Origin of the sequence: Vibrio sp. GLN_1 (assembly GCF_043106015.1) — a bacterium.
In the GTDB taxonomy this organism is placed as follows: Bacteria; Pseudomonadota; Gammaproteobacteria; order Enterobacterales; family Vibrionaceae; genus Vibrio; species Vibrio parahaemolyticus.
In genome coordinates, this window is the sequence record NZ_JBICMD010000007.1 from 177,296 (window position 1) to 200,016 (window position 22,721).

The 22,721-nt window shown below is 46.1% G+C and carries 16 protein-coding genes; 10 read left to right on the forward strand and 6 right to left on the reverse strand.

Annotated elements, in window-relative coordinates; all coding sequences use genetic code 11:
* Nucleotides 1-397: 397 nt before the first annotated feature.
* From malT to ACF8OV_RS03555, 9 genes are all read left to right on the forward strand, one after another.
* Entirely contained in the window at nt 398-3,106 is a 2,709-nt protein-coding gene (malT, locus tag ACF8OV_RS03515) for an HTH-type transcriptional regulator MalT (RefSeq protein ID WP_005480178.1), read from the forward strand.
* Nucleotides 3,107-3,697: 591 nt separating this feature from the next.
* A complete protein-coding gene (locus ACF8OV_RS03520) occupies nt 3,698-4,615 on the forward strand; it encodes a DUF368 domain-containing protein (protein WP_005458367.1) in 918 nt (305 codons plus the stop codon).
* Between the two features lie 245 nt (nt 4,616-4,860).
* Entirely contained in the window at nt 4,861-5,286 is a 426-nt protein-coding gene (locus ACF8OV_RS03525) for a hypothetical protein (protein ID WP_020838259.1), read from the forward strand.
* A 9-nt stretch (nt 5,287-5,295) separates the two neighbouring features.
* The gene (locus ACF8OV_RS03530; RefSeq protein ID WP_025590222.1) at nt 5,296-5,910 is read left to right on the forward strand and encodes an SCO family protein; all 615 of its coding nucleotides are present in this window, start codon (nt 5,296-5,298) and stop codon (nt 5,908-5,910) included.
* On the forward strand, nt 5,900-6,361 hold the full coding sequence (locus ACF8OV_RS03535; RefSeq protein WP_140279638.1) for a copper chaperone PCu(A)C: 462 nt from the start codon (nt 5,900-5,902) through the stop codon (nt 6,359-6,361). Before ACF8OV_RS03530 ends, ACF8OV_RS03535 begins: the two co-directional genes overlap by 11 nt.
* 176 nt (nt 6,362-6,537) lie before the next feature.
* Nucleotides 6,538-6,834 carry a glucose PTS transporter subunit EIIB gene (locus ACF8OV_RS03540; RefSeq protein WP_005480175.1) on the forward strand — a complete coding sequence of 99 codons (297 nt, stop codon included), beginning with the start codon at nt 6,538-6,540 and terminating at the stop codon, nt 6,832-6,834.
* Between the two features lie 313 nt (nt 6,835-7,147).
* The gene (gene rsgA / locus ACF8OV_RS03545) at nt 7,148-8,224 is read left to right on the forward strand and encodes a ribosome small subunit-dependent GTPase A (protein ID WP_021822074.1); all 1,077 of its coding nucleotides are present in this window, start codon (nt 7,148-7,150) and stop codon (nt 8,222-8,224) included.
* 355 nt (nt 8,225-8,579) lie between these two features.
* Nucleotides 8,580-9,797: a serine/threonine transporter SstT gene (sstT, locus tag ACF8OV_RS03550; protein ID WP_005458382.1), complete on the forward strand. Its 1,218-nt coding sequence runs from the start codon at nt 8,580-8,582 to the stop codon at nt 9,795-9,797.
* Nucleotides 9,798-10,018: 221 nt separating this feature from the next.
* Complete coding sequence (locus ACF8OV_RS03555; protein ID WP_021822075.1) at nt 10,019-10,513, forward strand: hypothetical protein; 495 nt, start codon at nt 10,019-10,021, stop codon at nt 10,511-10,513.
* A gap of 49 nt (nt 10,514-10,562) precedes the next feature.
* On the opposite strand, the gene pdxY is transcribed toward ACF8OV_RS03555, so the two are convergent.
* The 6 genes from pdxY to ACF8OV_RS03585 form a co-directional block, all read right to left on the reverse strand.
* Entirely contained in the window at nt 10,563-11,432 is an 870-nt protein-coding gene (pdxY, locus tag ACF8OV_RS03560) for a pyridoxal kinase PdxY (RefSeq protein WP_005499985.1), read from the reverse strand.
* Nucleotides 11,433-11,533: 101 nt separating this feature from the next.
* A complete protein-coding gene (locus tag ACF8OV_RS03565; protein ID WP_005458312.1) occupies nt 11,534-11,722 on the reverse strand; it encodes an AbrB/MazE/SpoVT family DNA-binding domain-containing protein in 189 nt (62 codons plus the stop codon).
* Nucleotides 11,723-11,869: 147 nt separating this feature from the next.
* On the reverse strand, nt 11,870-13,180 hold the full coding sequence (gene potE, locus ACF8OV_RS03570) for a putrescine-ornithine antiporter (RefSeq protein ID WP_005374814.1): 1,311 nt from the start codon (nt 13,178-13,180) through the stop codon (nt 11,870-11,872).
* Nucleotides 13,181-13,241: 61 nt separating this feature from the next.
* The gene (gene speF, locus ACF8OV_RS03575; RefSeq protein ID WP_011106546.1) at nt 13,242-15,422 is read right to left on the reverse strand and encodes an ornithine decarboxylase SpeF; all 2,181 of its coding nucleotides are present in this window, start codon (nt 15,420-15,422) and stop codon (nt 13,242-13,244) included.
* 410 nt (nt 15,423-15,832) lie between these two features.
* On the reverse strand, nt 15,833-16,279 hold the full coding sequence (locus tag ACF8OV_RS03580) for a helix-turn-helix transcriptional regulator (RefSeq protein WP_005458369.1): 447 nt from the start codon (nt 16,277-16,279) through the stop codon (nt 15,833-15,835).
* 697 nt (nt 16,280-16,976) lie between these two features.
* Nucleotides 16,977-18,173 (reverse strand): tetratricopeptide repeat protein, encoded by a 1,197-nt coding sequence (locus ACF8OV_RS03585; RefSeq protein WP_023584485.1) that lies wholly within the window; start codon nt 18,171-18,173, stop codon nt 16,977-16,979.
* A gap of 543 nt (nt 18,174-18,716) precedes the next feature.
* On the opposite strand from ACF8OV_RS03585, the gene pulA reads away from it, so the two are divergent.
* Complete coding sequence (pulA, locus tag ACF8OV_RS03590) at nt 18,717-22,706, forward strand: pullulanase-type alpha-1,6-glucosidase (protein WP_203503543.1); 3,990 nt, start codon at nt 18,717-18,719, stop codon at nt 22,704-22,706.
* The last annotated feature ends 15 nt before the right edge of the window (nt 22,707-22,721 follow it).

Here is a 22,721-nt window from a genome sequence, read left to right on the forward strand (position 1 = left end):
TAAGTGACAAAAATCACAAAACAAGGGCGTAGTTGATGCCAAATCCATCAACTCTTGAGAATTAGGAAGTGGATCAAAGTAACGAGCATTTCTGATGTCGTACCATCCCTCTCGGCTTACAAGATTGAGCAATTTTTATACAAGCTAGAATTATGCGGTGTGAGTCATTTCTAGTTTTGCTAGCTTTTATACCTAAGTGACCTCGGGAGATGGCATTTTGTGTGGATATTGCCAAACCCAAAACAGGGCAGTGCAAAGTGAAAATCACGCTTAATCGCCGAAACATTGATGGTTGTTTAACGGTGTCGCTGGACGAGAGGAAGACTTCGAGAGGGTCTCTTGTTAAAAACAGTGCGTTGAAGTCACTTGGGTATCATAAATAAGGACATAATTACTAATGTGGATTCCATCTAAACTTACTCGTCCCGGCCGACTACACAATGCCATTGTGCGCCCACGAGTGTTGGACTTACTACAACAAGCGCCTTACTACAAATTGGTTTTGTTCCGTTCTCCAGCAGGTTACGGAAAAACAACGATGGCCGCTCAATGGCTATCCGATAAGCCAAACGTCGGTTGGTACAGCATTGACGACAGTGACAATGATGGCTTTCGTTTCGTCAACTATTTACTCCAAGCGCTGAACAAAGCGACCAACTTCAGCTGCTCGAACGCGCAAAAGCTGGCCGAAAAGCGCCAGATTTCCTCTTTACGCTCCCTGTTTAGCGAAGTATTTGCCGAAATGGCAGATTTTCATCAAGAGTGCTACGTGGTACTCGATGACTACCACTTGATCACCAACGATGAAATTCATGAATCCATGCGTTTCTTCCTCAAGCACATGCCAGACAACTTAACGGTTGTCGTCACCAGCCGTGCAGCGCCGCCTCTGGGCACGGCAAACTTGCGTGTGCGCGATTTAATGATCGAAATCGGCAACGAAATGTTGGCGTTTGATACTGAAGAAACCACCCGCTTCTTTAACCAACGCATTGCCGATGGCATTGATGAAGACATGGCGAACAGCCTAAGAACCTACGTGGAAGGTTGGCCATCTGCCATGCAGTTGATCGCGCTGCAAGCCCAACATCAAAACCGCACATTGGCGCAAACCGTCGAGTCGGTATCGCAGTTCAATCACGCGCATTTGTGGGATTACCTAGTCGAAGAAGTATTCGACCTGCTCGATCACGAAACTCGTCACTTCTTGATGCAAGTGTCCGTGCTGGATCACTTTAACGATGAACTGGTATTTGCCCTCACTCAACGCGAAGACGCGCTGGGCCTGATTGAATCGCTTAACCGTTATGGCTTGTTCATTTACCCACTTGAAGGCGAGCATAACTGGTTCCGCTTCCACAACTTGTTTGGCGAGTTCTTGTCTCACGAGCGTCAAGCACGTATTCCTCAACAAGAAAAAGATCTTCACCGCAATGCGGCGGTCGCTTGGTTGCAACAAAAATCGCCACACCAAGCCATTCATCACGCACAAAAGTCCAACGATAAAGACTTAGTCGTTGAGATTTTGAATGAATTCGGTTGGAAGATGTTCAACCAAGGCGAATTAAGCACACTCGAGCATGCCATCAATAAGCTGGATGCAGAGCTGCTATTTAGCCACCCTAAATTGACGATGTTACGTGCATGGTTAGCGCAGAGCCAACACCGATACAATCAAGTTGGCCAATTGCTTGAAGAAGCTGAAGAAGAGCATAAAAAACGTAATATCGAGCTAGATATCCATTACCAAGGCCAAGCTAACGCGCTGCTTGCTCAGGTCGCGATTAACAGCAACCAACCCGAGAAAGCGCTTGAACTTGCGGAGCTGGCTCTCAGCCAACTAGACAACACCATTTACCGTAGCCGAATTGTCGCGACCTCAGTCGTAGGCGAAGTGAACCACGTGCTGGGTAAACTCGACCGCGCGTTGCCGATGATGCAACAAACCGAAAAATTGGCGCGCCAGTATCAGGTTTACCATCAAGCACTGTGGGCGATTTTACAACAAAGCGAAATATTGATTGCTCAAGGTTACGTGCAAGCGGCCTTTGAGCTGCAAGATTCGGGCTTCCGTCTGATTGAAGATCAGCAATTACAGCACGTTCCTCTGCACGAGTTTTTATTGCGTATCCGCGCGCAAGTTTTATGGTGCTGGAACCGCCTAGATGAAGCCGAAGAGTGTGCGTACCGAGGCCTACAAATTCTCGAGAACCATTCGCCGAGTAAGCACTTACATAGCTACTCAATGTTGGCGCGCATTGCGATTGGCCGTGGCGAGCTAGACAAAGCCGGTAAATTCATCGAGCACATTCAACATTTAATGAAGCAGTCTACGTACCACGTAGATTGGACCGCCAACGCCTCTTTATCGCTGATCTTATTCTGGCAAGCGCGTGGCAATACAGAAGCCATGCAAGAATGGTTGAATACAGCGGTTCGTCCAGAATCGGCATGTAACCACTTCTTGCAACTGCAATGGCGCAATATAGTGCGTGCACACATCAATTTGGGTCAGTATGAAGAAGCACGCCAAGCGCTAAACTTCCTGCAAAGTGAAGCGCGCCGTACCAACCTCATTACCGATACCAATCGCAACCTCGTTGTTGAAGCAGTCTTGGCCGCACGCCAAAAAGACGAAGAGCAAGCCAAAGCGCTGCTAAAAGAAGCGCTAGTAATGACGAACCAAACCGGTATGGTCGGAAACTTCCTAATTGATGGCGCTACGATTGGTGGCCTGCTAGAGAAACTCAGCCTGCGTCATGAGCTGGGCGATCTAGAACGTCACCGCGCTCAACAACTAATGAAAGACATTTCATCGAATCAGCGCAGCCGCTCGATCCACTTTGATGAAGACTTTATTGAAAAGTTGGTAAATCACCCGAATGTGCCGGAGCTTGTACGCACGAGCCCGTTAACACAACGCGAATGGCAGGTTCTAGGTTTGATTTATTCTGGCTTTAGTAACGAGCAAATCGCACAAGAATTGGATGTGGCAGGTACGACAATCAAAACCCACATTCGCAACTTGTATCAAAAGCTCAACATCGCGAATCGTAAAGAAGCCATTGTAACTGCGGAGAATTTACTGCAATTGATGGGTTACTAAATCAAATAACCTTAGTAAAGAAATGGGCTTTTAATTGAAAACAAAAATGGGTTGGCGTTATGCGTCAGCCCTTTTTTTATAAGCCGCCAGTGAGGGAAGTGCAATTTGCAAAGCACGTAAGTAACGTTGTTCATATACGACAGGCAAAAAAATAGCCAACCGCAATAATCGCGATTGGCTCATATTTATTGTGAACAATCTATATTCACTAACAACGTCAGTTGGCTAGGTGACCCTCGGCTTAAGAAGGGTCGAGAAGTATTATGCATTAATCATGCCAATTTTCAAAGCTTTATTTTTGGGCACAAGATCTCATATAAACTGATATTGCCTATATAAATTTTTGCAAAAAACAAAACCCAATTGCATTATGCAATTTCAAAATGCAATTTAGGTGATTTATTAACAATTGAGTTAGTCAAAATGTAAATGAAAATAAAATGTTAACGAGTTGAAAGTTCGCTGTTCTCGCCTTTTCCTGGGATTGATTCATAAGCAACCACTCAAGTATTAACTACGACACTATTTCATACTTTTTTCGCAACAATCTTTGTATACTCTGTGCCAACTACATGACTTAGCACTAAAGAAATGAACTATCTAATTACTTTCTTCAAAGGAATAGCCATGGGTGCAGCCGACGTTGTCCCTGGCGTGTCGGGCGGTACTATCGCATTCATAACAGGCATTTACGACACACTGCTTGAAAGCATTCGTCGTATTAACCCGTCTCTTTTCTCTATCTGGCGAAAAGACGGTTTTAAAGCCGCATTCAATCATATTAATGGTTTTTTCCTTATTGCTCTGTTTGCTGGCATCTTGTCGAGCATTGCAACCTTAGCGAAGCTGATCACATGGCTGCTAGACACTCATCCGATCCCTATTTGGTCGTTCTTCTTCGGCCTCATTTTGGTCTCTGTGTATCACATCCTCCGTCAGGTAGAGAAACGCGATGCGATTCGTTTCGTGACTCTTCTACTGGGCGTCGGCTTTGCGTATAGCATTACGGTGCTGAAACCACTGCATCTTGAACCTACTGCTATTAATACGCTGATTGCAGGTGCGATAGCAATTTGTGCGATGATCCTCCCTGGTATCTCAGGCAGCTTCATCCTGCTACTGATCGGTATGTATACTCCGGTACTTGCGGCCGTAAAAGGCTTCCAAGTGGATACGTTGGCGCTATTTTTATCGGGCTGCGTGATTGGCCTACTTTCTTTCTCTCATCTGCTCTCGTGGTTACTACGCAAGTTCCGCGACTTCACGCTGATGTTCTTAACTGGTTTGATGATCGGTACACTACCTAAAATCTGGCCTTGGAAAGAAACCCTAACATGGCGTACGAACTCGAAAGGCGAACAAGTACCGTTGCTACAACACAACTTGTCTCCATTTGAATTTGAACACATTACCTCTCAACCATCGCAGCTAGTGATTGCAGTAGTAATGATGCTGGCTGCTATTGCGTTGGTTTTAGGTCTCGAAAAGTTCGCAGACTCTGACAAATAAACTGCGCAGCACATTCATAGAAAACGGAGCCATTGGCTCCGTTTTTGTTTTTAGGGTGTAGAAAAAGCCGACAATCCGGTGGTTCGGCACACGCTCTCAACCCAAGTCCGACTCACAATGAGTCGTTAACTCATTCATCTCAAAATCATTTAGGTATAACGCACAAATTGTCGAGGAGACGCCTTGGCGAGTTACACATATGTGCTACGATGCGGTTAATGTTAAGTGATAAATGCTGAACCTTAATGAAAGTGTTAAAAATTGCCGCCATTGCGGTCGCACTCGTTGCGGGATTCTACGCCCCGACGCTGCTCAAGAGTTTCTCTTCTTCCTCGACAGTCAAACCACTTGATGAGTACTGCCTGCTCTCGACAACGGCATGTGTCCAACAAGGTGTCACCATGACACTCAATGTCGATAATGCTCAACCCCTTATTCCTGCAAAACTCGATGTTGAGTGGAACAAAAGTGACGCAGAGCAGTTGGTTCTGAGCCTTTCAGGAAGAGAAATGGAAATGGGCGAGCCGAAGTTTCTCCTCAAGAAAATAGCGCCTGGAAAATACTCTGGCGAAGTCGTGTTGCCCGTTTGCACTCAAGAATCGATGACGTGGGTCGGAGAACTGACCGACGGACAATCCACCATCTATCCCGCCATCAAAATGCAAAGATAAGGAATCATTATGAGCCGCAATTGGTCTCTCTTTCTCGTAGTCGCATTCGTACTGGGTTTCGGTACTAAAACCTATTTAGATAGCCTAGATAAACCCGCAGACGTTTCAGAAACAGCCTCGTCAGAACAAAGCGTGTTGTTTGGCGAAAACAATCAACCAGTCAACGTCTTTGATGTGAACGACCCTCGTATTCGTATCGTTTATTTCGGTTTTACTCGTTGCCCTGATGTCTGCCCAACATCGCTTGCGATGCTGGCAGGAGCACTAAATCAAATCAGCGATGAGCAAAAATCGCAGCTGCGCCCGATGTTTATCTCTCTCGACCCAGAACGTGATGAAGCGGACGCGTCCGCAAAATATGCGCACTACTTCCACCCTATGATTGAAGGTCTATCTGCGCCGTTGGACATCACGACTCCACTTGCTCACCGCTACGGCGTTATTTTCCGTAAAACCGAATTAGAAGGTTCGGAACTGAAGTACACCCTTGACCACAGCTCTTACTTCTACTTCCTCAAACCGGACGGCACGTTGATCACCAAAGTGCCACACACGCTAACGCCTGCGCCGATTGTTGAAGCAATTTCAAAACTCACCACTAAGGAAGGCTCGAATGAAGGCTAATCAACTGTTCAAAACCTTGGCTTTGGGGGCATTACTGCTCAGCCCTTTAGCTCAGGCTAAGCTCGATGTCATGGCGCACGAACCGTATGCGCGTGCTATGGCTCCGGGTGCAATCACCAGCGCCGTCTTCGTAACCTTTGCCAACCGCAGCCAAGACGACATCAATATCGTTGCCGCTGAAACGCCTGCAGCGGGCAAAGTTGAATTGCACGATGTCATTAAAGATGGCGATGTGATGAAAATGCGCCAAATCGACCGCATAACGCTAGGCGCAAAAGAGACCACCGAGCTAAAACCGGGCAGCTTACACATCATGCTGTTTGATTTGAAAACGCCGCTCAATGAAGGGGATGAAATCGAAGTAACCGTGACTTACGATAACGGTCAAAAGCAGAGCTTTAACGCGCCAGTGAAAAAAGTGATGGCAGGGATGAAACATACAGCCCACTAAAATCGAATTAGGCTCCTCATTAGGAGCCTTTGTTTTATTCGCTCTCTCGCAGCGCAATGGCGATTTTATTTAAAAATGTAAATCTGTGCTTTATACCCCATACAACACACCGCCCTCTTCGCTATAACTCTATTTCCTTGTTTCCACATCTAACCCTGTTCCCGAGATAACTCTTTATGTTTCAAGCTCTCAAACGCGTTTTCAGTTTTTTGACTCAAACCAATCCAAATGTCGAGCAAGACGTGGACACCATTATTGCCGCAATTGGTGGCCTCGATAACGTGGTGGAAACAGGAGCGTGTGCAACGCGGCTAAGACTCACGCTGCGCTCTACTGCTGTCGTAGATAAAGAGGCTTTAAAGAAACATGGCGCTCATGGCGTTGTTGTGTTGGATGAACGTCATATCCAAATCATATACGGTTTGAAAGCCAACACGTATTCGCAGATCATGGAAGAACGAATGACAAGCTAGGCGCTCGTAGCAACTCTCCTAGCAAACTAAGCGGTGATTTTGCTACCCACAAATAAAAAGGGCAGCTATACTCTCCTCGTTTCATTAACCAAAGAATGAACTCACCAACGTATCAACTAACAAAGAGGACACATGATGATTGTATTGAATAGCACTAACTGGGCATCGCAAGGGTAAACCTAACCGCACCAACTCTGTGGCATAGCCACAACTCCCCTTCTCTGCCCGGTCTTCACCGGGGTCAACTCTATCCGAATTAGACCCTAATGCGATTTGTATTAAGGCGCTTTGTTGCGTCTGGGATAATTCAACAATGAATCAAACACATACTTTTTGTGACACATTAATTTCCACTTCAAACCCATTAAAGCGATTGGGTTGGAAACCATTTTTTCAGCAACAACTGACACTAGACGACTACGACAATACGATCTTTGCACGCGTGATCGCGCATCACCGAAGTGGTTATTTATTGGCAACAGAAGCAGGGCAAGTTCACCTTAATGTCCACCACTCTCTGCCCAATATGACCGTCGGAGACTGGGTAATCTTAAATGAAGATCAGCAATTTGTTCGCTTACTGGATCGCTTGAGCCTCTTTAGCCGCAAAGCGGCGGGCAGCAAAGTGGCAGAGCAACTCATCGCGGCCAATGTCGATACTGTGTTTATCGTCTGCTCACTCAATCACGATTTCAACTTAAGCCGTATTGAACGTTACTTAGCCTTAGTTCACGAAGCTGACGTCGAGCCCGTTATCGTGCTTTCCAAAGCCGATTTGTGCGACAACGTCGATGAACTCAAAAGCCAAGTACAGAAGCTAGACCCTCTGCTAGTCATTGAGACGGTCAACGGCTTAGATGCAGAAAGTACTTCTAAGCTCATGAGCTGGTGTAATGAAGGGCAAACCGTTGCTTTTATCGGTTCATCAGGGGTGGGTAAGTCAACGCTGGTCAACGCGTTACTTGGTCAACAAGAACAATCGACAGGGCATATCCGTGAAGACGACAGCAAAGGACGCCATACGACGACCTCGCGCTCGATTCACCTATTACCTGCGGGCGGGATTTTGATCGATACTCCAGGAATGCGAGAAATCCAACTCGTCGATTGCGAAGCTGGTGTCAGCGAAGCCTTTGCTGACGTTGAAGCGCTTGCCGAGCATTGTCGATTTGGTGATTGTAAACACCAAACCGAGCCAGGTTGCGCCGTTCAAGCGGCCATTGAAAATGGCTCTCTTGAAGTTCGCCGTTTCAACAATTATCAAAAGCTGCTGCGAGAACAAGCCTTTAATGGCGCGACCTTAGCAGAGCAACGAGCTCAGAGCCGACAATTTGGCAAACTCACTCGCAATGTGATGAGTGATAAACGCAAACGTCAGCAAAGTTACTGAGTTGTTAGATTTGAGTTGTCAATAAATTCAAAGGAGACTTTCGTCTCCTTTTTAATAACTTTATTAAAAACCATTACTCATAACCAACGAGATCTTTCAACATAAAGATCTCGTTTAGATAACATCGAGCAAACATTTAATCCAAAAACAAACTAAAACTAGACACAAAATATTACCAAGCTAAGATATGTGATATTCAGCAAGAAAATGGCTGAATTTATAAAAACAGGATAATTGATAATCATGTTCTTAGCGCACAGAAGCAATGCTCATTCCTTGTTCATCAAGGGCATTATCGCCGTGTAATGTTTGGCTATTGCCCTGCCGCTCTGACATAAAATTGCAGGAATGACGTATGCAACACAACAGCCTCGTTGCCCGATATGCTCGCGGTAACCTCGTTCTCCAGATCCTTGTCGGTATTGTCTTTGGTATTTTGCTCGCAACAGTTTCACCAAGCCATGCTGAAAGCGTTGGACTGATTGGTAGCCTTTTTGTAGGCGCTCTTAAAGCCATCGCACCGATCCTAGTGTTTATTTTGGTTGCCGCTTCAATCGCGAACCAAAAGAAAAACCAACACACTTACATGCGCCCAATCGTTGTTTTGTACCTAATGGGTACGTTCTTCGCAGCGCTTGCAGCCGTGGTTCTAAGCTTCCTTTTCCCGACCCATCTAACGCTTGTAACCGGCGCTGAAGGTGCAACGCCTCCTCAAGGTATTGCAGAAATCCTACGTACCTTGCTGTTTAAACTGGTTGATAACCCAGTAAACGCACTAGTAGAAGCGAACTACATCGGTATTCTTGCTTGGGGTGTGGGTCTTGGCCTTGCACTTCACCACGCATCAGCAACAACGAAAGCGGTATTTGAAGACCTAAGCCACAGTGTTTCTCACATTGTTCGCTTCATCATCCGTCTTGCACCATTTGGTATCTTTGGTCTGGTTGCTTCAACTTTCGCGACAACTGGTTTCAGCGCGCTAGCAAGCTACGCTCACCTTCTTGCGGTTTTACTTGGCGCAATGATGATTATCGCGCTGGTAGTAAACCCAGCGATCGTATTCTTCAAAACCAAACAAAACCCGTACCCATTGGTATTCCAATGTCTACGTGAAAGTGGTGTAACAGCGTTCTTCACTCGCTCAAGTGCAGCGAACATCCCAGTAAACATGGCGCTATGTGAGAAGCTAGACCTAGACGAAGACACTTACTCAGTATCTATCCCTCTGGGTGCAACCATCAACATGGCTGGTGCAGCAATCACTATCACAACGCTAACGCTGGCTGCAGTGCACACAATGGGTATTGAAGTTGACCTAATGACAGCGCTACTTCTAAGTGTTGTCGCGGCGGTTTCTGCATGTGGCGCTTCTGGCGTTGCGGGCGGTTCTCTACTGCTTATCCCTCTAGCGTGTGGGTTGTTTGGCATCTCAAACGACGTAGCAATGCAGGTGGTAGCGGTTGGTTTCATCATCGGTGTGATTCAAGACTCTGCTGAAACAGCGCTAAACAGTTCAACAGACGTTATCTTTACCGCTGCTGTTTGCCGTTCAGAACAGCAAAAAAGCCAGTAAGATAAACATTGAATAATAGAAAGGGGAGCCTGTTGGCTCCCCTTTTTCGTTGTCGATAATTTATTGTCGACAGAATATGCATTCGGTATCACTCATTGATCACCAATAAACTTTCTGTCAGTTTTTTCTGAAACACGGGATTTACCCTTAAATTTTCAAGATTCGATGCGTAGAATGCCGCCCCATTGTATGAATGGTCGATTTAATTTGAGGGTAAACGAATGAGATGGTTGTCTAGTTTCTCATTGAAAGAGTGGTTGTTCGCTGCTGTTTTACTAGGCGGAATCTCTGCTTATGCACTCCACCATTCGAACCAGCGCACGTCCGACGCCCGCTCTGCTGCCATTCAAGTTTTGTTTGCCGACATGCAGTACTACGTCTCCATTCTCAACGCCAATGCGAAAGCATTCAACCAAGAGAATGGCGCAAACCAATGTGTCCTGACGGCTGTGGGCTATCAAGAGTTCTACAACGGCTACCCAGAAACGCAAAGCGAATGTGGCGAACACCTTGGCTTTTTCGACAACATGACGATCTCAGACGAAATGAAGCAAGCGAACTTGGTGTTCATTGAAAACAACACTTATTCGATAGTCGGCTATGGACGTAGTGACTCACCAGAAGCCTTGATGCAAGGCAAATGCTACGCCTATTACCGATTGGAAGGCGCAGGAAAAGACGGACACAGTTTTAAAGTCGATACGTCCCAATGTTAGCGATCAAAAAAGGAGCCGCCGGGCTCCTTTTTTGTGTTCGAAAATAGCGTTACGCCATTTCTAGTTCCACTTCTTCAATTGGGAAGTGTTTGCTTGGTTCAACAAACTCTTGCTGCGCTGCGATGGTTTGCAGTTCCCATTCGCCTGCATGGTAAGTGGCGCTTAACACCCCGTAACACGCGTCGTGACAATGTTGGAAAGCTTGTTTAGGAGACCAACCTTTCAGCAATCCTGAAGTGAAGATCGCCGAGATAAGGTCGCCCACGCCAACAGGTTGTTTAGCAAACTCAAATTGAGGGCGCTTCGCAAGGTAAATGCCTTCTTGCGTAGCCAGTAGCATGTTAAAGCTGCCATTTTCTAGGCAGTAAAGGTGCTTAACTAGCACAACTTTTGGACCTTTCGCTAGCGCACGCTGGCATGCGGTGATCGCATCGTCTAGTGAGTGGATTTCCATCTCAGCAAATTGACTCAGCTCGAATTGGTTCGGAACGATCACGTCCGCCATTGGCATCAAACGAGTCAGAAGATTTTCAGCAATACCCGGAGCCACAATGCAGCCTTTGTCTGGCGCGCCCATCACAGGGTCGCAAACATAAAGTGCGTTCGGATTCGCTTGCTTCACTTTCGTCACGGTATCTTCAACAGCAAGGCACTGCTCTGCGCTGCCTTGGTAGCCGGTCAACACCGCTTGGCATTTTTCCAATGCACCGATGTTTCCAAGACCACGAACTAACTCGCTGATGTCTTCAGCCGCAAACGCTCGCCCAGTCCAGCCTTCTTGATACTGCGTGTGGTTAGAAAATTGAACGGTATGAATCGGCCATACTTCGAAACCCATGCGTTGCATTGGGAAAACGGCACTGCTGTTACCAGCATGACCAAAAGAAACATGAGATTGTATAGAGAGGATACCTTGCATAGTACCTTACCTCTTATTGTTGTTATCGATAGTTCAAAGACAGCGGCAAGCGCCAGTTTTGCGAAACCAGTAGTGTATCCGACAAACCAAGATTCTCTAACTCAATTCTCCTCAATATCTTCAGAGTAAGTTGGAGTGCTGGTTTTCAACACCATCTTCTTAATTTCCATTTTGTCTTTATTCAGTGCGATTTCTAGGGTATCTCCTTCCCTTATCCCGAGCTGAGCCAGGATTGCGCTTGGAATGACTACGGCGGTATCGTCACCGATTTTAACAGGTTGACTTATCATCTTTCGTCCTCCAAATGTCGAAAATGAGTTTTCACGTCATTGGATGTCTAGTCTCAAATACATTGAGCTGACTTGGATTTGGCGTAAATGCCTAAAAACAAAGAGCCTTCCACACCGCGTTTGGGAAGGCTCTTTCAGTATTATTTTTTAATTTGCTAAAGGCTCATGCTTCGCAGCAATCAGACCGTAAGCACTCCAGCCTAGGAAGGTTACGATAGAGCCCCACATCATCGCTTCGTAGCCGGAGCCGTAAAGCGCGTAGAAGCTGTACAGAGAACCAATCAGAGCGATAACGTTGGTGGTTTTCATCTCGCGCTCCGGCACGTGCGCCACTTGCTGCATGATGAAGATTGCGCCCATACATAGAATGTAAGGAATAACGTTTGTTACTACCGCTAGGTTAACCAGCGCTTCGAACTGCTCGTTCAGCGTTGGAGAGATCGTCATTAGAGACAATACAGATTGGATAATAGTAATCGCGATCATACCTTTGATTGGCGTACCACGTTTGTCCACTTGAGAGAACAATTTAGGGAAGAAGCCAGCATCAGAAGACGATTTGAACACTGACGCGATAGTGAATTGCCAACCCAATAGAGAGCCCGCACAAGCCAATACCGCCATACCCGCAACCACTTTACCAGCGGCTGAACCTAGCATCACTGTCCATACGGTTGAGAATGGCGCTGTAGATGCAGCAAGCTCAGAGTTTGCAACGATACCAGAACAGATGTTTGTCGATACAATGTAAACCACAGCCGCGATTAGTGTACCGCCTAGCACTGCGATTGGTACGTTCTTCTCTGGGTTTTCTACCGCTTCAGAGTTCGCACAAGCTGATTCAAGACCAAGGAATGCCCATAGCGTCATCGCAATAGAAGCGCTCACTGCCTCACCAAATGGCAAGCTGTGTGGGTTCCAAGCTTCAATGTACATGGTTGGGTTAAACCAGAACCAACCAACAATACCCAATGAACACACTGGTAGGATTACGCCCCACACGGTGAATGTACCAATTTGACCTGTGATTTTCGCACCACCGAAGTTAGCGAAAGTACAAATCCAAAGAATGGCGATGGTGTACAAACAGGTTTCGACCGGAGATAGGGTCACTTCAAAGAATGCGGAGCCGTAACCCACACAAGTAATTGCGATCGCAATGTTCGCAATAAGGAGTGACAAACCGTAAGTCCAGCCCGCCATAAATGCACCCGATTTACCGAATGCATAAGACGCGTAACCGTTCATACCGCCGTCACGTTTACTAAAGCGACCACATTTTGCGAACACGTAAGCCAACGCCAAAGAGCCCGCCGCCGTGATCAGCCAAGACAACACAGAAATGGTGCCCACTTGCGCCAGTTTACTTGGCAGCATGATGATGCCGGAGCCGGCCATGTTGATGAATGTCAGAATGGTTAACTGCACCACCGACATTTTTTTAGTTTCAGTACTCATAAATTATTCTCCACGAATAAGCGGTTCGCACCGACGCCGGAGCGTGGTGCGAACGGGTAGATTAATCTTTTAGGACATAACAATGTGCGGTAGTGCGACCGTTAACATCTTCAAGGTACACACCTTGAATTTCTGGCGCGAAGCCTGGGAAGCGGTTAATACCTTCTTCTAGAGATAGGAAGTAATCCACCACGTGTGGGGTCCAGATTTCACCAGTGATCACACAGATGATGCCTGGAGGGTAAGGAAGTGCACCCTCAGCGGCTACGCGACCAACGGCCTCTTTAAGTGGTAGGTAATCGCATTCACCACGGAAGTATTTGCGTGTTGCCACGTCTGGTTTGTGAACCATTTGTGGGAAGTACTCGCTGCGGAACATCGCTTTTTGTAGCTGTTTCACGTTCAGCTCTTTGTACATGTCATGCATTTCCTGACATAGCTGACGGATGGTGTAGCCACGGTAGCGTTCTTTATTCGCTTCGTAGACGCTTGGAAGTACGATACTTAGAGGCGCATCATCACGGATGAATTTTTCGAATCGGTTAATTTGAGCCACAAGGTGACGGATCTTACCCATATCTTCCGCAGGAGTGAGTAGGAACAAGATGGAGTTCAAGTCACACTTCTCAGGGATGATGCCGTTTTCACGAAGGAAGTTCGCCAATAGCGTTGCAGGAATACCGAAATCTGCGTAGCTGCCGTCTTCTGCAATACCCGCAGTAGTTAGCAACAATTTACATGGGTCAACGAAGTATTGACCTTCACCGTAACCTTCAAATTTGTGCCAGCTTGCGTTTGGCTCAAACATGAAGAATTTCTTATTCGTTGCGATCACGTCAGTGTCGTAGCTGCCCCAAGGTTGACCTTCGACTTCGTCTGGAATGAACGGACGAATCAATTCACAACTCTTAAGGATTTCTTTACGCGCTTCGATACCAGTCTTAACCGCATCACGCCATAAACGCAGACCAGCTTCGCCATCGTGGATCTTCGCGTTCACATCAAGCGCAGAGAACAGTGCGTAGAATGGTGAAGTCGATGCGTGCATCATAAACGCGTTGTTAAAGCGTTTGTGGTTACAGTAACGAGCTTGACCTTTGATATGGCGGTCTTTCTTGTGGATTTGCGATGTTTGAGAGAAGCCAGCTTGTTGTTTGTGAACAGACTGAGTCACGATCACACCTGCGTCTTCTGGTTTCAAATCCAGCAGCAGTGGTGAACAGTCTTTCATCATAGGGATGAACTGCTCGTAACCAACCCACGCAGAGTCAAACAGGATGTAGTCACAAAGATGACCGATCTTATCCATCACGTAACGAGCGTTGTAGATAGTACCGTCGTAAGTACCAAGCTGGATAATAGCAAGACGGAAAGGACGTTCATCGCGTGCACGTTCTGGATCCACTTTCGCGATTTGAGCACGAATGTATTCTTCATCGAAACAGTGCTCATCCATACCACCGATGAAGCCCCAAGGGTTACGCGCCGTTTCTAAGTAAACTGGCATACCACCCGCTTGGATTAACGCACCGTGGTGGTTCGATTTGTGGTTGTTACGGTCGAACAGTACCAAATCACCTTCAGTTACTAGCGCGTTACACACCACTTTGTTTGAAGCAGAAGTACCGTTGAGTACGAAGTAAGTTTTGTCCGCGTTAAATACTTTTGCAGCGTGCGCTTGCGCTTGGTGTGCAGAACCTTCGTGGATCAGCAAGTCACCTAAATCCACGTCCGCGTTACACAAGTCACTACGGAACAGGTTTTCGCCGAAGAAATCGTAGAATTGTTTACCAGCTGGGTGTTTTTTGAAGAACTGACCACCTTGGTGTCCCGGACAGTCAAACGCTGAGTTACCCATCTCAACATAGTGCGTTAATTGCTTGAAGAAAGGAGGAAGCAGACGACATTCGTACTTGGTTACTGCTTCATTGATTTGACGACAGTAGTACTCAATAGATTGTCTTTCTAAATCGATAACGCCAGTTAGCCAAACGTAATCTTCTGCCGAAACTGGGTTTTCATCCGTTACTAAGAAAACTGGAATACCGTAACCCGTTTCAGAAATCATTTTATGCAGACCTGCTTTAATGTCTGCTGAAGTAATAATAGCCGCACCAACGTCGGTTAATTCAACTTGCTCTAAAGGTTGTAAATGACGATTAAATTGTTCATCTAAAGATTCAGCTAATAAACTGAAGTCTTCTGGCATGTAATTACTAACACCTATAATTAAACGTTTCATTTGGAATATCTCTTTTTTGTTCTTTAAAATTGACAGGTACAGATATTACAAACGAAAACGATATTTAAAATTCAAAAAACAAATTTCGTGATTAAATTTTCATATTTAAAAGTCTTATTTTCTCGAATTAAAATTTCGCGATCTTCATCACTTTCCAATTGATAGCCCAATGATATTGAAACCAGGCTTAAAAGGAAAAATAATTAAAAATTGTGTGACCACAGCCATTGTTGTTAGAAATAAAATATCAAGAAAATAAATTTTTGAGATTTCTATCACTATATAATTAGTAGGACTATATTATTAGGGATAATAAATGTTTTAATTTTAACTAAATTTAAACACATAATAAAAAAGCCATCAACACATGTATTGATGGCTTTTTACTTTAGGTGCAAAGGAAACACAATTCAATTAAATAAATGACTATCTAGCTTTACGCCATTGTTGGACCACTGTTGATAGCGTTTTACCGCGATACCAGACGAGTACATGGTATGCTTACAATCCATGCACTCGACAAAGTACAGCCCGCTCATTCCTGCCATAACGTGCAGTCTACGGCTATCGCAACGCTTACAGGACAAGCGTTGCACCTTAGAGTTCACATCTATGCGTCGGGCAAAGTTAAGAGTCTCATGAGAGCAAAGGGCTTCCACTGCGCTTTCCTTGAACGGATGCTCACTGAGTAAATGATTGATGGCGTAATCGTACACCGGGGGAATCGAAGATTTGCCACTTTCAATATTGGTTATCTTAGCTACGGAAACTCCCAACAAAGACGCAAACTCCGCTTTGCTGTATTCCAAGATGAACCTTGAAGAGATGAACTTATCTGCACTAATGATTCTCAACATACACAAATCTCTAATAGAAATAAAACAGAGCAAATGGAATATGCTCCATTTTCTGTTGAAACATGTAATGAAAAAGTTACTTCCGAATGTTTTTATACGCATAGTATGCGCTATTTTTATTTGCTTATTATCTTGCGCCTAATTAAGAATAAAATCAACAAATCAAATCTTAAACCAAAAATAGAAATTTAGATTTAGAGGTACAAATTTTAATTAATATTATTAGATAAAGTAATGAGTGTATTTTTTAGCCTTTTATTTATAGCCACGAAATTAATTTCCAATTCCAGTTAATTAGATATTGGAAATGTTTGATTTGAGCTTAATAACCATCTCTGAAACAGGGGGGATTCCCCTCCATTTTTAGGTTTCACTAGAAAGTCTGAACTAAACGTACAAAATCTGTTGAGAAATCGAATAAATAATATGCAAATGAATAAATTAAGATCTTCGCAACACTCAACCATAACCGCTTGGCCATGTTTGCAGCGTTAGTACATATAGAAGCGAACATCGTGATTCAGGACTCGATGCGATGAGAAAACACGCAAACGTCTTAAAAACGGTGTACTCGTCTCTATATAGAGATTCTTGTAAAAACAGGGATGGGAAGAGAGAGGGTGGCATCGCCTAGAGGAGCTTGCCAGTAGCTGTTATCAGGCAATAAAAAAGCCTCATTACTGAGGCTCTTCGAAGATTAAGGTTGTAAAAAATTCTGCGTAAAATCGAGCACATCTTTGGAAGGCGTTTTCTGCTCAGGTGGTTTCGCTGATTGATCTTCTGTTGTGACCGTTGTCATATCCGGTTCGAAGTTCAGCTCCGTCGTCTCTTCCCACGTATTCGCCCCAGATTTGTGCTCGTCACTTAACACCTCGTTAAGCTCTTCTTCGCCAGGGAAATATACGTCACGTTTGTACACTTTATTCAGCGCACGAATGATCGAGTGCTTTTTCACCATGCCAGATGCGAGCTTTCTTTGCAGAGGCTTCGCAATGGATTGAAGTCCAACGACCACATCCACACCGATGTTCGCCGCCACTTCATCGCGAAGGGTGCGAGCTGGTTGATAACCCATATTGGCAGAAAGAAACAACCAAACATACGCAATCGCATTGCCTGTTTTGCCTCTGTCTTTCCATGCTTCGCCTGCATGGTACATCGCTTCTGCGCTGCCGCCCTCAGCAGCACGTTCCAGCCAATAGCAACCTTTCACCATGCTCTTGTCTGCGCCAATGCCGTTTAGATAACACAAGCCGACTTGAATTTTGCCTTCTGCACTGTCTTTTTCTGCCGCTTTCATAAACCAGTAAAGCGCATCGGCTTTATGGCCTGAAGTATTTTCAGGCGAGAGCTGCCACTCTCCCATGTAAAGCATCGCAGCAACGCAACCTTCTTCGGCCGCCGTTTCGATGAGTTGATGGCCTTTCGGGATGTTCTTCTCTACCCCTCGACCAAACACCAGTGCTTTACCTGTCGTGAACTTCGCTTCAATATCACCTTCCATGCCCGCGATGGCAGTTCGCCAGAAGTTCGCCTGCTCTTTTAAGATCACATCTTCTCGCATTCGCTCACTAAGGCGCACAATGCCGTACATGCCTGTCACGTTATCCAACTTCGCCGCTTTGTCGTACCAATACAGCGCTTGTCGAACGTTGTCCCGCTCAGCTTCTTTCGCTAAAAACAAAATCGTCGGGATGTGGCCAGTTTCTGCTTTAAACTCACGCTCTTTGCGTTCTTGCTCACGCGCCTTTTGCATCGCTTTACGATACGCAGCTTCACGCGCTTTCCTCTCGGTCTCCAGCCGTTGCCTTCGCATCGACAATGAGATCATCCAAACAAATATCAGGACGAGTGAAAGGCCAGTTGCCGCAATGGCAATGCCCATACTACTCATAGATAGCCTCTTTTTTAGTCAGGGCCCAAATGAACTCCCTACCGGGGAGTCTTGAAAATCACATGCCGACCAATATCGGCAGCCTTTATTATATAACGACCATTACCGCAAAATCTGAAGCTTCTAAGTGTCTGTTGACGTTATTTTATTCAATATCAGCGCAACTTATTTTTAAAGGCGAAATATCACCCCATTTTTTATAGAAGTTAATCACAGTTTTGGGGCTGAGATATTCTCCTCCCCTATCATCCCCCCTTACTCCTCCTATAAAAATTTACATTTTGATGGTGTGCGGAATATCTCACTATGCGACCGTTTTATTATTTATTTTGTGAACAAAATCGACTGTGACAGAAAATTTTTACTTGTAAAAAACTTAACAGCCTGCTCTCACATTTTGCTGATGATTCAGTGTATTAGCATCTAGTTGAACATTTCCTTTTCGGCATCTTGCCCCAAATAGGGCGTGTAGCGCTTCGAGCTTTAGAGCCACGAAATACCGCACGTCCGTTATATCAATTCAATAACAATGGATTTGTAAACGTGGACAATAAAACATTCAAATTATCAACGATTGCCAAAACCGTACTGCCTTTGATTTCCATCGCGGTCATCAGCGGTTGTGGCAGCGATAGCACAAGCGACGACACCACGAACCCAGGCTCTGGCCTATACCCTGCGGGAGAGAACGAGGTTGTCATTTACTACAAGCGCGATATTGCATCCGCATCAACGGCAAGCGACTACGAAGGTTGGGGCCTGCACTTGTGGAACGGCGAAGGCTGTACCAGCACCGACTTAGAAGCCATGGGCATTGCTGGCACAGGTACGGACTGGTCTGCACCCCGTCCATTCGACGGTATCAACGACACCTACGGCGCTTACTACGTACTGAAAGTGAACCCAGATGCGTCTGATCCGCACGAATGTATGAACTTCATTCTGCACAAAGGCGATGAGAAAGCCTTCGGTAGCTCGAACTCAAAAGTGGAGCTGACCAAAATTGGCGAATCTAAAGGTCTATTTGGCTTCCACGGCAGCAGCGAGCTTTACTACGAGCCAATCGAAGAACGTCCAGTCGATATTGATGGTCAAAAAGCGCATTGGTTAGATGCCAACACTATCGCATGGGAAGCAGCAGCCAATGCTGATTCCATGAAACTGTTCTACAGCTTGACCAACGACATCAAAATGGATGAAGACAAGCAAATCTCTGGCGGTACAGCTGTTGAGCTGACCAAAGCGGGCGATTTGTCTGACGGTCTTAAATCTCGTTTCCGCCACCTTGCAAGCCTTCAAGCTGCTGGCATTGATGTGGACGATGCAACCCTACGTACGATTCTGAAATCACAAATCGTTATGGTGGCGTACAACGCAAATGGCGACGTTATTTCTGCAACTGAAGTGCAAAAGCCGGGCGTTTTGGATGCGGTGTTTGCCGACTCCAAGGCAGGTAACGCAATTAGCCAAGAACTCGGTGCGATTGTGGAAGGCGGCGCAGCAACCTTCAAGCTTTGGGCTCCAACAGCGCAAGACGTTGCTCTGATCATCTATGACGAGAATCTGAAAGAAGAAACGACCGTTGCGATGAAAGAAGATTCAGCAACCGGTATCTGGGTTTCTGAAGCGCAAAGCAACGTCGTCAACAAATACTACCGTTACAAAGTTAAAGTTTACCACCCAACAACGGGCGTCATCGAAACTCGCTTGGTCACAGATCCATATTCTCTGAGCTTGTCGAAAAATTCGATGTACTCTCAAGTGATCGATTTGGATGATCCAAGCTTGATGCCACAAGGCTGGAGCGACTACGAACGCCCAACCGTTAAAAAAGATGAAGACCACGTACTTTACGAATCACACCTTCGTGACTTCAGCTTTAACGATACAAAAGGCACCAAAGAATACAACGGTAAGTACTTAGCACTCACAGAAGCAGACCGCGAATCGGTCTCTCACTTGCAAGCACTAAAAGACGCAGGTTTAACAACGCTTCACATCCTGCCAGCGTTCGACATTGCTACGGTTGATGAAGAAGCGGCGAACCGCGTCGATATTACTGACACCGTAGGTAAATTGTGTGGCATCAAACCAGAAGCGTCTGTCTGTGACGAAGTTGATGGCGCGAAAGTAATTGAAGATGTGCTGAACAGCTACGATCCAGCCACCGGCTCTGCGCAAGCACTGATGAACGATTTGCGCATGCTAGACAGCTTCAACTGGGGTTACGACCCATTCCATTACACGGTGCCAGAAGGCAGCTACGCGACCGATCCAAACGGCTCAAAACGTATTCTTGAGTTCCGTGAAATGGTGCAAGCAACGCACAAAATGAAGCTGAAGCTGATCATGGACGTGGTGTACAACCACACCAATGCCTCTGGCATTAACGACAAGTCCGTTCTAGATAAAATCGTCCCAGGGTACTACCACCGTCTTAACGTCAACACTGGCGGCGTAGAAAACTCAACCTGTTGTGACAACACTGCAACAGAAAACTTGATGATGGGTAAACTGATGGTTGACTCATTGAAAGTGTGGGCGGACGACTACAAAGTTGACGGTTTCCGTTTCGACTTAATGGGCCACCAGCCAAAAGATGTGATGGTCTACGCACTTGAGCAAATCCGCAAGATTGACGAAAACACCTTGTTCTACGGTGAAGGTTGGGACTTCGGTGAAGTGTCTAACAACGCTCGTTTTGATCAAGCCACTCAGCTAAACATGGCTGGCACTGAAATCGGTACGTTCTCGGATCGTCTGCGTGACGCTGTTCGTGGCGGTAGTCCATTTGATGGCGGTGTCGATTCAGAAGGTAAGCACCCACTTCGCTTCAACCAAGGTTTTGGTAACGCGGCTTACGCGAATGAAGAAACCAAAGTGGACGCAGAATCGGTGAATGGTCGTCTACACAACCAAGATCTGGTTCGTCTAGGCATGGCGGGTAACTTGGCTGACTTCGTTCTTCTAGACTACAAAGGCGACACAAAACTAGGTAAGAACGTTGATTACAATGGTGCGCCAGCAGGCTACACAAAAGTGCCATCAGAAAACATCTCGTACGTGTCTAAGCACGATAACCAAACACTGTGGGATAACAACGCGTACAAGATTGCGACTGCGACTCCTTCTGCAGATCGTGCGCGCATGCAATCTGTCTCGCTATCAACAGTAATGCTTGGCCAAGGTATCCCATTCATCCACATGGGTTCTGAGCTTCTGCGTTCTAAATCGATGCAGCGCGACTCTTACGATTCTGGTGACTGGTTCAACCGCGTCTTCTTTGACGGCAGTGACAACAACTGGAACGTAGGTCTGCCTCGTGAAGACAAAGACGGCGCAAACTGGGAGCTGATCAAGAAGATCGTTTCTGACACGACAGCGAAGCCAGATGCAACCGACATTGAGCTAACCAAACAACAATTCCTAGAACTACTAAAAATCCGTAGTTCAAGTGAACTGTTCCGCTTAGATACCGCTCAAGAAGTCATGAACCGTGTTGACTTCCGCAACGTTGGTAAAGACCAAGTGGAAGGCTTGATCGTTATGTCTATCGACGATGGTAAATCAGCAGGTGCCGATTTGGATTCGAAATACGATGCGATCGTGGCTGTGGTGAACTCAACATCAACAGAGAAATCATTTGTCGTGAAAGGCGCGACAGGTTTCGAGCTGCATGAAGTTCAACAAAACTCTGCAGATGACATCGTGAAAGGCGCAAGCTTCGCCAATGAAACCTTCACAGTACCAGCACTGACTACTGCGGTATTCGTACAGCCACAAGACGGCGCGCAAGGTGCGGGTCTGCCAGTAAATACAGACAACAAAGACGTATCGAGCATTCCTCCTTTCGGTGAAACCGTGGTTTACGTGAAAGGCACAATGAACAATTGGTCAGACAACAGCGACTGGGCAATGACTTTCATTGGCAACGGCATGTACTCAGTAACAGGCGTACTTGAAGCAGGCAGCCACGAGTTCAAATTTGCAGACACAGGTTGGACAAATCCGAACATCGGTTGTTCTGTGGCAACAGTGGGCAGCGGCTCTCTGGAGCTAGGCGCAGACGAAAACTGTAAACTCACCGTCGCAGAAACAGGCAAGTACAACTTCACACTGAACGCGCTATACGTTCAAGATGAGAAAGTTGAAAAACCTGTGGTTTCCGTAACCAAATCTGCGGATGCACCAACGTTTGGTGAAACAGCACTGTACCTACGTGGCACCATCACAAGTTGGGACACTCCGGCGCAAGATTCAGCAGCGAAGTTCAGCTACGTCGCCAATGATGTTTACTCGCTAGACATTGACTTAGCTGCGGGTAGCTACGAGATGAAGATTGCAAGTGCAGACTGGGCAGCAGACACCAACTTCGGCGGCGAAGGCAGTGTTGAGCTTGGTAAAGCACTGACGATGGAAGTCGGTGGCGGTAGTGCAAACCTAAAAATTGCGATTGCAGAAGCAGGAAATTACAACTTCCATTTCAATGCGGCTGACAAGTCAGCGCCAATCGTAACCGTCACGAAGAACTGAGTTCTCCAGTTTTCA

Coding starts and splice junctions, on each gene's coding strand:
- rsgA (WP_021822074.1), top strand. CDS start 7,148: ATGAATCAAACACATACTTTTTGTGACACATTAATTTCCACTTCAAAC.
- ACF8OV_RS03520 (WP_005458367.1), top strand. CDS start 3,698: ATGAACTATCTAATTACTTTCTTCAAAGGAATAGCCATGGGTGCAGCC.
- ACF8OV_RS03585 (WP_023584485.1), bottom strand. CDS start 18,173: ATGAGTAGTATGGGCATTGCCATTGCGGCAACTGGCCTTTCACTCGTC.
- speF (WP_011106546.1), bottom strand. CDS start 15,422: ATGAAACGTTTAATTATAGGTGTTAGTAATTACATGCCAGAAGACTTC.
- ACF8OV_RS03580 (WP_005458369.1), bottom strand. CDS start 16,279: ATGTTGAGAATCATTAGTGCAGATAAGTTCATCTCTTCAAGGTTCATC.
- potE (WP_005374814.1), bottom strand. CDS start 13,180: ATGAGTACTGAAACTAAAAAAATGTCGGTGGTGCAGTTAACCATTCTG.
- ACF8OV_RS03565 (WP_005458312.1), bottom strand. CDS start 11,722: ATGATAAGTCAACCTGTTAAAATCGGTGACGATACCGCCGTAGTCATT.
- ACF8OV_RS03555 (WP_021822075.1), top strand. CDS start 10,019: ATGAGATGGTTGTCTAGTTTCTCATTGAAAGAGTGGTTGTTCGCTGCT.
- sstT (WP_005458382.1), top strand. CDS start 8,580: ATGCAACACAACAGCCTCGTTGCCCGATATGCTCGCGGTAACCTCGTT.
- pdxY (WP_005499985.1), bottom strand. CDS start 11,432: ATGCAAGGTATCCTCTCTATACAATCTCATGTTTCTTTTGGTCATGCT.
- ACF8OV_RS03540 (WP_005480175.1), top strand. CDS start 6,538: ATGTTTCAAGCTCTCAAACGCGTTTTCAGTTTTTTGACTCAAACCAAT.
- ACF8OV_RS03535 (WP_140279638.1), top strand. CDS start 5,900: ATGAAGGCTAATCAACTGTTCAAAACCTTGGCTTTGGGGGCATTACTG.
- ACF8OV_RS03530 (WP_025590222.1), top strand. CDS start 5,296: ATGAGCCGCAATTGGTCTCTCTTTCTCGTAGTCGCATTCGTACTGGGT.
- malT (WP_005480178.1), top strand. CDS start 398: ATGTGGATTCCATCTAAACTTACTCGTCCCGGCCGACTACACAATGCC.
- ACF8OV_RS03525 (WP_020838259.1), top strand. CDS start 4,861: ATGAAAGTGTTAAAAATTGCCGCCATTGCGGTCGCACTCGTTGCGGGA.